Raw genomic sequence first — 12,454 nt, forward strand, 5'->3', positions numbered from 1 at the left:
CTCGAATGGACAATTTTTCGACTTTGTTTTGCAGGTCTTCTGACTCGTTCCCGGTACATCGCCTTCCCGTTCTTTCCGAAGAACAGTGGCACAAGTATGATACACCGAGCATGGAACTCACAGCAGCGGGACTGTTCGGGACTTTCACCCGATTCCCTTTTCATCCGCTTCTCCGGATAGAGAACGCGGAACAAAACGTGGACAAAGATAGGATAAATAAAAGAAGTTTCAGTAAACAATAAAACGAATATTACCGTTTTAACAGTCATTTTTTTAACTTTGTAACATAATAACCCCAAAATCGAGTTGCCATGAAATATAAGTTATTGGTTCTTGATGTAGATGGAACGCTACTCAATGATGAAAGAGAAATTAGTAAAAGGACATTAGCTGCTCTGTTAAAGGTCCAGCAAATGGGAGTGCGCATAGTTTTGGCATCCGGTAGGCCGACTTATGGACTGATGCCACTAGCCAAAACCCTCGAACTCGGCAATTATGGAGGGTTTGTTCTCTCCTATAACGGTTGCCAGATAATAAAAGCACAGAACGGAGAAATATTGTTTGAACGACGCATCAATCCGGAAATGCTGCCTTATCTGGAAAAGAAAGCCCGCAAGAACGGCTTTGCCATCTTCACCTACCACGATGATACCCTCATTACGGATAGTCCGGACAATGAATATATAAAGAATGAAGCCCTGCTAAACAATTTGAAGATAATCAGGGAAGATGAATTCTCTACTGCCATAGACTTCGCGCCTTGCAAGTGCATGCTGGTGAGTGACAAGGAAAAAGCTCTGATAGGGCTGGAACAACATTGGGAAAAACGCCTGGCAGGTACTCTGGACGCTTTCCGTTCCGAGCCTTACTTTTTAGAGGTGGTGCCCTGCGGAGTCAATAAAGCGAATACGTTAGGCGCCCTATTAGAGCATTTAGGAGTAACACGGGAAGAAGTCATTGCCGTTGGAGATGGCGTATACGATGTGACCATGCTCCAATTGGCCGGCATGGGGGTAGCTATGGGACATTCACAAGATTCTGTAAAGGTCTGTGCAGACTATGTGACCACATCGAATGAAGAAGATGGAGTGGCCCTGGCCGTAGAAAAACTAATATTGGCAGAAGTGCGTGCAGCAGAGGTGCCTCTTGATTTACTGAACGAACGGGCACGACACGCATTGATGGGAAACTTGGGCATTCAATACACATACGCTTCGGATGAGCGCGTAGAAGCAACCATGCCGGTCGACTACCGTACCCGCCAACCCTTCGGCATTCTGCATGGCGGTGCCACCCTTGCCTTGGCAGAAACCGTTGCCGGGCTCGGCTCCATGATTATCTGCGAATCTGATGAGATTGTCGTGGGAATGCAAGTCAGCGGAAATCATATTTCTTCTGCACACGAAGGAGATACCGTAAGGGCAGTGGCAACCATCGTTCATAAAGGGCGTTCATCCCATGTGTGGAATGTGGACGTATTTACTTCCACCAATAAACTGATTTCCTCTATACGGGTAGTGAATAGTGTTATAAAGAAAAGATAAAATAACTGTTATAAACTACGTAATGTAAATGCATGAAGATCAAAAGGGAACGAGGGGGTTAACCAATTCCTCGGTTTTATCCTTACCTTTGTAAACTATATTAGAGAGTTATACCCGAACAACAAAAAGAAAACGATGCAGATACGCAACAATACATTGATAACGGAATGTTCAGCTTATGATTTCAAGGAAATGTTGGGACGTAAGAAAGTGAAGTCATGGCTTAAATCCGTGTCGGCTTTTGCCAATACGGAAGCATCTTCTTTCTTCACTACATTTCTATAATCTGAATTGGGGAAAGAACGAAAGAATACCCGTAGAAGAAGTGGCCGAAAGGGTAAACAGTCCCCTCAAAAAGTATCCTGCAAACGAAGAAAGTTCGGTCGAAAAGTTCGGTGTAAATGCGAAAATGTTCGGTGTAAACGACAAAAGTTCGGAGATAAGGTTCGGAGAGAGCACAGATGCCCCTAAAAACATAGGAAAGACAGCACAGAAGATTATCGATTTCGTCATTTCCGATTCTTCTATGTCAGCCGAAACTATGGCTTACAAGATTGGTATAAGTTCTCGTGCCGTAGAAAAACAAATTGCAAAATTGCGGTCTATGGGTATCTTATCTCGTGAAGGTGCGAACTTTGGTGGCTATTGGCGCATTGTCATTAATCCTCAAACTGAAAAATAAGTATATAAGACTGACTTGAAATTCAAAAACACAAGAGGCGTGCAACTTAATGGATTACACGCCTCTTTTTTCTATAAAATCACCTATTGCAACTTACTTCACTTCCTCAAAATCAACAGTATCTCTGTATGAGCAACTTGCGTACACGTGTTGCAATTATATCGCAAATCCGAAAATAAGCATCCATAAGCAACCACAGCTCTTGACTGCAAAAATATAAAATTTTCCAATAAATATCGTGATATAAACGCATAATAATCAAAAGTATGGCACGAATTTAACAGAATCTCCACTTTTATCCTTACCTTTGTACATGATATTGGGGAACTATACCCTAACAATTATAAGGAAACGATGCAAATTCAAAACAATACATTGATAGCGGAATGCTCAGCTTACGATTTCAAGGAAATGTTGGAACGTAAGAAAGTGAAGTCATGGCTCAAATCCGTGTCGGCTTTTGCCAATACAGAAGGTGGCAGTCTGTTCTATGGAGTGAACGATGATGGAGTGATTGTAGGTTTGGAGAATCCACAATCCGATGCTGATTTTATCAGTGAAATGATGAAGGCACGACTTGACCCTGTGCCGGAAGTTCAGCTTATTCCGATAGAACACGAAGGGCATACCCTGCTTGAAGTGAAAGTAAAGGCAGGAACGCTTACACCTTATTACTATTATCAGGATGGGACACGTACCGCATATGTACGAGTTGGCAATGAAAGTGTAGAATGCAACTCCCAACAATTACTTTCGTTGGTATTAAAAGGCACGCACATGACATGGGATTCTCTTCCTACCCAAGTGGATGCCGGCAAACATTCTTTCATCATCCTTGCCAATACTTTCCGTGAGCAAACCCATCAAGAATGGAACGACAAGTATCTGGAATCATTCGGACTAGTAACTCCTGACGGCAAACTGACCAATGCAGGATTGCTGTTTGTGGATAATTGCACGGTATTTCAATCGCGTATTTTCTGCACCCGTTGGACTGGACTCTATAAGGATGATGCCATCAGTTCCGTAGAACATCGGGCTAACCTTGTGCTGCTCTTAAAATATGGTATGGATTTCATCAAAAACTATACCATGAGCGGCTGGGTGAAGATGCCAAACTATCGCCTTAACCTCCCCGACTATTCCGACCGTGCCATCTTTGAAGGACTGGTAAACCACCTTATCCATAGAGATTATACTATAATGGGCGGTGAAGTACATATCGACATTTATGATGACCGCGTAGAACTGGTATCACCTGGTGCTATGCTTGACGGTACACAAATTCAAGACCGTGACATATACAAAGTGCCGTCCATGCGTCGTAATCCTGTCATTGCAGATGTGTTCACACAGTTGGATTATATGGAGAAACGTGGTTCCGGTTTACGCAAAATGCGAGAGCTTACAGAGAAATTACCTAATTTCTTGCAAGGCAAAGAACCGCAATATCAAACGGAAGCGACCTCTTTCTACACCACGTTCTATAATTTGAACTGGAACGAAAGCGGAAGAATACCTGTAGAGGAAGTAGCCAACAGGGTAAATAGTACCCTCGAAAAGTACCCTGTAAACGAAGAAAGTTCGGTCGAAAAGTTCGGTGTAAACACAAAAGAGTTCGGTGTAAATGAAGAAAGTTCGGTCGAAAAGTTCGGTGTAAATGCGGATAAGTTCGGAGATACATCGGAAACACAGAAGAAAGTCAGTAAAACTGCACAAAAGATAATCGACCTCGTTATTTCAGATCCTTCAATCACAGCTGATAATATGGCCAACAAGATTGGTGTAACTAAACGCGCTATAGAGAAAAATATCAAGAGCCTTAGGGGTATGGGAATTTTGGTTCACGAAGGTTCAGACAAGGCTGGTTATTGGCGCATTATTGTTAAACCATAAACAGAACAACAAACCTATGGAGACCTCTTTCATACCACTCTTTGCAATCATAGCCGTTTTGATTATCGCCTTTTTGTTTGCCTCTTTGCCACAGGTAAACCATAAAACGCGATACCGAGTGCTTTATGCAATAGCCATTATCATGCTATTAGCTGTTATCCCTATTAGTGAATATATGGCTGGTGGCATACAAAACTCAAGTAACAATTATCTGCTTGTCCTAATATTCGATATTGCAGTAGGATATTTCTGTATGTACATTGCTGCTTTGCTAAAATTCAACGTTCTTAAACGAAAGAACCAAGCATTAGAAAACGCCTTGACAGAAAAGCAACAAGAAAATGTAGCAATCCTATTGGAGCATCAAAACGAAAAACAACAAGCACTCCGGCAAAGAGAGCTTGAATGGTTAGCTGGGAAAATAAAGATGTTTACCGAAGAAGAACAGGAAGCTATTCTTGCCAGTGCTCTATCATTTGCTGAACATGACTTGATAGTTGCTCCCTCAATAAGCATACAACCTAAAGAAACATGTAGTCAGCAAGAACTAATGTACTTTGTCTGCTCTGCTTTTTACAATATGGATAAAAGTCGTAGTGAAGTTGTGGGTTTCTTATATAAAGTTTTTCCTCTCTATTTTCCAGCAGGAGAAAGTGCATTGGCTAAAAAGATGCCGGGATTGGAAAAAGTAAAAGAGAGGAGAGAGAAAGAATGTAATTAGCGCATATTTTCAAACCATAGAATAGAATTAAAATGAATAATACACTTATAGATAATTCCATAGAAGCACTTTCAATGACAACAACATTGAGAAAATGCTTAGCCATTGATGGTATTAAAACAGTTAGTATTGCCACAGGCTATTGGGATATTCCCGGTTTAGCTATACTACAAGAAAATTTGAGGTCTTTCATTGAAAAAGAAGGAACAACGCTTCGTTTACTTATAGGAAAAGACCCTTATATATACGTAAATCAATTAAAGTCACCTAAATATAAAGATGCAAATTATCCGCTGGACTTCATAAAAACTGATATCCACGAACTTAATGTTACTGAGGAATATAAAGATGCTATACGTCTGCTTCTTGATTATTGTACGGAAAACAATGATTCAAAGATTCAGATTCGTGTATTTCGAAAAAATGAAAATGACGAAACTCAATTTTTACATTCTAAGTGTTACATCTTTGACGGAAAGTCAAACGGCATTGGTATTGGTATCGTGGGTAGTACAAATTTTACACAAAAAGGATTACAAGGTAACGCTGAATTAAACTATATTGAAACAGCTCCAAATCAAGTGTTATCGCTTGATGAAATACCTGGTAATAAATCTCATTTGATATGGTTTAATGAAAAATGGGAAATATCTGAACCTTGGAACAAACAATTCTTAGAACAAATCCTTAAATCTGCACCTATAACAGATGACGTGGAAAAAGAACGCAAAAGTGAACAACAATCATTCACTCCATACGAACTATATATCAAATTGCTACAAATTAAGTTTGGTGACATTGTAGACAAATCACTCGGACAACAGATAGAAACTTATCTGCCAGCGAACATCCACAAACTGGAATATCAAATAGAAGCTGTTAAGAGGTGTATCGGCATTATGCACGAACATGGTGGCTTTATGTTGGCAGATGTGGTGGGACTTGGCAAGACGATTATTGGTACGCTCATCATCAAGCGTTTCTTGTCCGTACCAGAAGACGATGGACGAGAACGTAAAGTATTGGTCATTACTCCTCCTGCCATTCAATCGGGTTGGAAGAAGACTATAGCCATGTTCGACAAAAATTCTGACGAGAAGATTGCGCCATACATTGACTTCATTACAACTGGACGCATCGGAAATGTTGCCGAAGATGAGAGCTGCGAAGATGACGATGACGACAGCCGCGATTCTGGCGATTTTGGTGGAACACTCCAAGAAAAGAATTATGGCTTTATTGTCATTGACGAAAGCCATAAGTTCCGCAACAGTGCCACATTGATGTACCAGTCTCTTGATGAACTGATACAGAAGATTTGTTCTAATACAGGGGTATATCCATACGTGGGTCTTCTTTCTGCCACACCGCAGAACAACCGACCAAACGACTTGAAGAATCAGATTTACCTTTTTGAGAGAAACCACAATGACAGTACATTGAAGAAGGCTGAAAGTGGTAATATCGAAAGGTTCTTTGCAGATGTCAACCGAGAATATGAATTGCTGATAGATAGAAGCAACGACATACCAGCAGATGAGCGCCGCCAACGCTTGGATGCCGTGTCAAAGAGACTGCGTGATTGCGTGTTAAGTGATATTCTAGAACGCCGAACAAGGACTGACGTTGAGAAATATTACAAGGATGATATGGAATCACAAGGCTTGATATTTCCAAAAATTGTTGGACCTAACAATCTTGAATACATCATGGATGACGAGTTGGCTCAACTGTTCTCTGATACTATGACAATCATTGCTCCAACGGAGGCAGAAAAGTTGCAGACTGACGAGTGGCTAAAATATTTCCGCTATCGTGCCATTGAATATTTTACTGACCCTGCCAACGAAAGAAAACATACAGGTCGAGGCAATCGTGGTGTCAACGACGTTGCCAAGCAGCTTGCAACCATCATGCAGATTCTTCTTGTGAAGCGTCTTGAAAGTTCGTTCACTGCTTTCACCCAATCCCTGTTGAACCTGCGACGTTACACAGAGAACATGATTAAGATGTGGGAGAACGACACAATTTTCGTTTGTCCGCAAATTGACGTGAACAAAGAACTTGACTATGAAGCCAAAACATTGAAACGTGGTAAACGTGTTTCGTTTAATGATTGTGTAGAAGACATCAGAGCCAAGATAACAAAATTGACGGAACAAGGGCGTAACGAGAAGGGACAGAATGCAGAATATAACCGCAAAGACTTCAAGGAGGAATACTATATCCAACTGAAAGAAGACTTCCGACTCATTTCTAATCTCTATGATCGATGGGCGAAAAACCCACAAGACCCGAAATTTGATGCTTTCAAAGAGAACATCAAGCCAGAATTGTTTAATCCACAAAAGAATACCTCTGGAAAATTGGTTATCTTCTCGGAAGCTATAAACACGGTACAATCGCTTGCGAGAGCGGTAAAGGCAAAGGGCTATAAGGCACTTGTCATTACTGCTGCCAATCGTGATGAGATGGAACATACGATTGAGGAAAATTTCGATGCCAATTACGAAGGTGTCTGGAAGGATGACTACAATGTTATCATTACAACAGAGGTCTTGGCTGAAGGTGTGAACCTCCACCGTGCCAATGTTATTCTGAACTATGATACTCCTTGGAACTCCACTCGCCTGATGCAGCGCATAGGTCGTGTAAACCGTATCGGCAGTAAAGAGCCTTTTGTCTATGTCTATAACTTCATGCCAAGTGCAGAAGGCGATGCGCAGATTCAGTTGGTTCGCAAGGCACATACCAAGTTACAATCCTTCCATGTCCTGTTTGGTGAAGACAGTAAGATTTTCTCGGAAGAGGAAAGTGTGGTACATTACGATATTGCCAAAGCTGTTGACGGTGAAGAATCACCTTTGCAGAAGTATGTATATGAACTGAAACAATACAAGGATACTCACCCTGAACGTTATCTGCAAATAGAACAAGCTGATAAAGACTGGCAGATAGCACAGGCTGCAAGTGGAACGGCATATTTCATAGTAAAAGCACCACACTCTGCAAGGCTTGCAATTAGAATACGTACAGAAGCCGAGGGTCTGTATAACGCCAAAATAATTTCTTTGCTTGAACTGCTTGAAGATATGCGTGTGAAAGAAAATGCCAAACGTGTTCCATTACCAGATAACTGGCGACAGCTTTCGGCAGAAGCCATAAAGACTTATAACCAATACTTTGTCCGCATCAACAAGTCAAGGGCTGGTGACAAGGCTACGGCTGCAAAAGAAATGTTGGTGAAAATTAACAACACACCTAGTTTATCACTACAATCCAAGATTTTGCTGAAAAATGCTCGTAAGTTTATTGACCGAGGAAGTTTTGATATTATCAAAAAAGTATTGGCTATTGGTCAAGAATTAGAAGAGCGGGGGTTACGTCTCTTTGCCATAGAGCAACAAGATATAGACGAGATTCTGGAGCGAGAAATCGGCAAACTCGTAGCCCATGTGGAAAGTAAACAAGGCGAAGCATCTATTGTATTAGGAACCATCAAGTAAACAAATACCCCCATGAATAAGGAGTCATTAAAAGAATATTTAAGCAGCCGATATCAAGGCTGGAGTTCGTTCCTCAACAATGTTATTTTTCCCATTTTCGGTGAAGATGACTTTGAGGATGGTTTTGAAACAGAGCTTTTGGAGAGTCAGCCCGAACGAAGACAACTGGCAGAAGCGACGGGAATACGCAGCATCAAGCAAGTTGGAATGATGTATGTTGGCGTTGAACCTTTACAGATTTTCGATGTGACAGTCAGCGACCGGGTTATGATGGAGCATAACCGTGTGAACATCCAGCGGCTCATCCGTGCTGTCATGGATCAATTCTCTTGTGCCTTCATGCTGTTCCATTACGAGGATGATACTCGTTGGGATTGGCGTTTCACCTATTGCCGAAAGAGTGGCAACAAAGAAGAATCCACCGACAGCAAACGCTATACGTTCCTGCTGGGGCCTGGTCAGTCATGCCGCACGGCAACTGACAACTTCATAGCTCTATACGACAAAAGGAATTCTCTTGAAATTAAAGACATCGAAAATGCATTCAACGTTGAAGCTCTTTCTAAAGAGTTCTTTGGGAAGTACAAGGCTCAATACGAAGCTTTTGTCAATTACATGGTTGACCCTACAAACGGAATGCGTCAACACTTCATTGATACAGGCTTTGACCATACGGGTATGGCTGCTGACAAAATTCGTGACCGTGAGGAAAAACCCATTCGTGACTATGTGAAGAAACTTCTTGGACGCATTGTGTTCCTGCACTTCCTCCAAAAGAAAGGCTGGCTTGGCGTTCCTGCAAGCAAGGAATGGGGCGAAGGCGATCGTGATTTCATGCTGAATATTTTCAAGAATGCAAATGAACGTCAAAAGGAAAACTTTCTTGATGACATATTAGAAGACTTGTTTACAGAAGGTTTAGACCGTAACCGTTCAGATCAGGGCGACCTTTACGACACAAAAGTAGAAGGCTTCCGCAACTGTCGTATTCCATATTTGAACGGCGGTCTGTTTGAACGTGACATTCTTGACAAGAAGCCCAGTCATTTTCCTGCCAGCTATTTTAATGGCCTGCTGACAATGCTCTCGCAGTACAACTTTACCATCGATGAAAATGACCCAAACGATGCAGAAGTGGGCGTTGACCCAGAAATGCTTGGACGCATCTTTGAAAACCTGCTGGAGGACAACAAGGATAAGGGTGCATTCTATACGCCGAAAGAGATTGTGCAGTACATGTGCCGAGAAAGCTTGATAGCATATCTGCAAACAGACATGAGGGAAGAAGACAAGGAGTGTATACGTCAGTTTGTGACAACTCACGATGCATCCCAGCTGGGCGAATTAAAGGAATACATTGATCAGAAACTGTACGATGTGAAGATATGCGACCCTGCAATTGGCTCTGGTGCTTTTCCAATGGGATTGCTGCGCGAACTGTTCTTCTGCCGTTCTGCTATTGAGCCAAACATTGTAGAGAATGCAGCTAACATTAAACGTCACATTATCCAAAACAACATTTATGGTGTTGACATTGAACGTGGAGCAGTGGATATAGCCCGACTTCGTTTCTGGCTCTCACTGATTGTTGACGAAAAGTCACCAGAGGCTCTGCCTAACCTTGATTTCAAGATTATGCAGGGGAATTCCCTTCTGGAGCAATATAAGGGTGTTGACCTTTCAACGATGACAGAAAAGAAAATAGGAGCTGGTGAAAGTCTAACTTTCTTTGATAGCATGTTAGATGTTTATCGCAAAAATCTACGCGACAAACTTACTGAATATTACGCTTGCCCTGAACATGACAAGAAAATGCAGCTGAGAAAGGACATTGCAGATATTGTAAAGCAGGAACTCGTTGAGCAAGGTATTCATATTGATTTTGAAGATATGGACTTGTCTGCAAACAGTCAGTTCTTCCTCTGGCATACCTGGTTCCATGATGTTTTCTCACGACCCTCAAAAGAGGGCTTCGATATTGTCATTGGCAATCCACCGTACGGTGCTAAAATTTCATCTATAGACAAAGCATGCTTCAAACATATATTTACATCTGCTCAAACTATACCTAATATACAAAAAGGATCTTTAGATACTTTTTCGCTTTTCATTGATTTAGGTTACCAAATATTACACACTAAAGGAAATGCAATCTTTATTGTTCCACTAAGTGTTACTGCTTCCGATGCAATGTCAGGACTTCATAGACTACTAATAAATCACTGTGACGAAATCTATGTCAGTTCATATGGAGACAGACCACGCCGTATATTTGAAAGTGCAGAACAACAAGTATCCATTATTAGTTTTAAAAAATCCAGCAACAAGGCCACAAGAATTATGACTACGCATATCAACAAACGCTATTCTGATGAATCTCTGTGGTTACTCTTAGATGACCTAAAGTTTGTAAATGCCCTTCATCATATTCGCAATGGGAGAATTCCAAAGATAGGCAATGAAATAGAATTAGGAATATTATGCAAATTAGAGCGTTGTGTCACAACAATAAAAGATGTGTATAAACGAGAAGGTTTACCTATTTATTACCGGAAGGCAGGTGGTAGGTACTATAAAATAATAACTAAGATTCCTACTCATTCTTCTGCAGAAGGGGAATTGAAAGTCAGAGAAAAATATCAAAGTCTTGTAGGAGCAGCCTTGTCAAGTAACCTTTTCTATTGGTTTTGGCTGATACACTCAGATTGGCATAACCTACGATCATCCGAATTAGAAATGTTTCCTATCCCATTCGAATCATTTTCAGATGAAGAACTTGATAAAATAAATACTTTATATGATACTTATCTTAATGATTTATATTCAAAGAGCCAGACAACTAAAACGGGACTGAAATGTTTTTTTGCAAGACAATCTAAAATGCATATTGATGCAATTGATAAATTTATTGGAGAAAAATATGGTTTATCTGAGATTGAAATAAAATTTTTAATCAATTATGACTATCAATATCGAAATGCTGAATAAGCATTAATTCTGAAAGGAAAGATTATGATAATTGGAGGGATTATCCTCCAATTATCATTCATTCTCCAGCCAACCTAAATTCTAATTCGTAATTTTTGATAAAATCGGTTTCCTCCTGCGTCAATCCGTATAGCGGACAGATGTAGTCATCTATCTCATCAATGATGGCTTTGGAGCGTACAATTTTGTATTCCTTGAATGAATCAACATTATAGGTGGACTCTCCAGAAGTTATTCTGATATTAGCTTTTGCCTCTATGTCAGAAAGATAACGAGAATACAACTTGTCAAGATAGTCAATATCCTCAGCTGAGAGCTGTGGAACTGTGAAATTCTCTATCTCGTATGTCTTCCAATTTAAATTATCAGAAAAGATCTGATAGAACCAAAATGACAAACTGCTACTGAGTATGCAGCCAACAGCATCTGCGATTTTGGAATTAGCGAAATAGATAGTTCTCTCTGCTGATGAACCGGTACTATAATTTGTTACGACTTTGAAATATCGCCCTCCTGCAAACCTATATATGATTGGACTCCCTGAAGTCTTGATAAGAGATCCTAACTTTGTATAGTTGAAGAGTTTGTTTAAGATGGTTTTCTCTATTTCAGAACCTATCTTTGGAATACGACCATAAAGTGTTTGCCCTTTCACATCAACAAATTGCAAATTATCAATGAGCCTTTGTAATTCAAACTCATTCCCTCTTCTGTGCATCTTGGTTGAGAAAAGATACTGACATGGCGTTTCAGTCTTCTTAAAAAGAAGTATCGAAGTGTTTACTACAGCGTTCTCAAAAACAGGCTTAGGACGTACTGCATACGATGATATGTATATGGTATCACAGTTTCCCATCAAAAGACGGTGTACGCCTGTTAGGGAATCACTTGATGTCAAGGATATTGGAACGATATAGGCAAAACTCCCATTCTTCCTAAGCAGATTGTATCCCAATTCTATGAATAGTGTATATGTATCAAGAGATCCCTTCTGTAATCCTCGGATGCTATTTGCCGTCACATAGGTATTCTTATAATACCTCTTTGTTTGGTTGTCGTATTTCGCTCCGTACGGTGGATTGCCAATGACAATATCGAAGCCCTTTTTTGAGGGTCG

Annotated in this window: 6 protein-coding genes, 1 pseudogene and 1 riboswitch; of the genes and pseudogenes, 6 read left to right on the forward strand and 1 reads right to left on the reverse strand. The window is 40.6% G+C overall.

All coding sequences use genetic code 11. The annotated features are described in order from the left end of the window. Positions 1-11 precede the first annotated feature (11 nt). Positions 12-211, reverse strand: a riboswitch (cobalamin riboswitch). A 100-nt stretch (positions 212-311) separates the two neighbouring features. The 6 genes and pseudogenes from CSD97_RS04135 (at position 312) to CSD97_RS04160 (ending at position 11,337) form a co-directional block, all read left to right on the forward strand. Beyond that, complete coding sequence (locus tag CSD97_RS04135) at positions 312-1,544, forward strand: Cof-type HAD-IIB family hydrolase (RefSeq protein ID WP_098031993.1); 1,233 nt, start codon at positions 312-314, stop codon at positions 1,542-1,544. Positions 1,545-1,793: 249 nt separating this feature from the next. Beyond that, positions 1,794-2,226: pseudogene (locus tag CSD97_RS04140) on the forward strand (HTH domain-containing protein); the annotation flags it as partial. A 354-nt stretch (positions 2,227-2,580) separates the two neighbouring features. Next, complete coding sequence (locus CSD97_RS04145) at positions 2,581-4,122, forward strand: RNA-binding domain-containing protein (RefSeq protein WP_005818839.1); 1,542 nt, start codon at positions 2,581-2,583, stop codon at positions 4,120-4,122. Between the two features lie 16 nt (positions 4,123-4,138). Then, positions 4,139-4,843, forward strand: coding sequence for a hypothetical protein (locus CSD97_RS04150; protein ID WP_005818837.1), 705 nt, complete (start codon positions 4,139-4,141; stop codon positions 4,841-4,843). 32 nt (positions 4,844-4,875) lie between these two features. Further along, entirely contained in the window at positions 4,876-8,349 is a 3,474-nt protein-coding gene (locus CSD97_RS04155; protein WP_004312793.1) for a helicase-related protein, read from the forward strand. A gap of 12 nt (positions 8,350-8,361) precedes the next feature. Then, complete coding sequence (locus CSD97_RS04160; RefSeq protein ID WP_011109348.1) at positions 8,362-11,337, forward strand: DNA methyltransferase; 2,976 nt, start codon at positions 8,362-8,364, stop codon at positions 11,335-11,337. A 58-nt stretch (positions 11,338-11,395) separates the two neighbouring features. On the opposite strand, the gene CSD97_RS04165 is transcribed toward CSD97_RS04160, so the two are convergent. Further along, positions 11,396-12,454: Eco57I restriction-modification methylase domain-containing protein (locus CSD97_RS04165; RefSeq protein ID WP_179948666.1), on the reverse strand; the 1,059-nt coding region annotated here is incomplete at its 5' end.

The sequence above is a fragment of the Bacteroides sp. AR29 genome (assembly GCF_900217715.1).
Lineage (GTDB): Bacteria > Bacteroidota > Bacteroidia > Bacteroidales > Bacteroidaceae > Bacteroides > Bacteroides uniformis.

Coding starts and splice junctions, on each gene's coding strand:
- CSD97_RS04135 (WP_098031993.1), top strand. CDS start 312: ATGAAATATAAGTTATTGGTTCTTGATGTAGATGGAACGCTACTCAAT.
- CSD97_RS04145 (WP_005818839.1), top strand. CDS start 2,581: ATGCAAATTCAAAACAATACATTGATAGCGGAATGCTCAGCTTACGAT.
- CSD97_RS04150 (WP_005818837.1), top strand. CDS start 4,139: ATGGAGACCTCTTTCATACCACTCTTTGCAATCATAGCCGTTTTGATT.
- CSD97_RS04155 (WP_004312793.1), top strand. CDS start 4,876: ATGAATAATACACTTATAGATAATTCCATAGAAGCACTTTCAATGACA.
- CSD97_RS04160 (WP_011109348.1), top strand. CDS start 8,362: ATGAATAAGGAGTCATTAAAAGAATATTTAAGCAGCCGATATCAAGGC.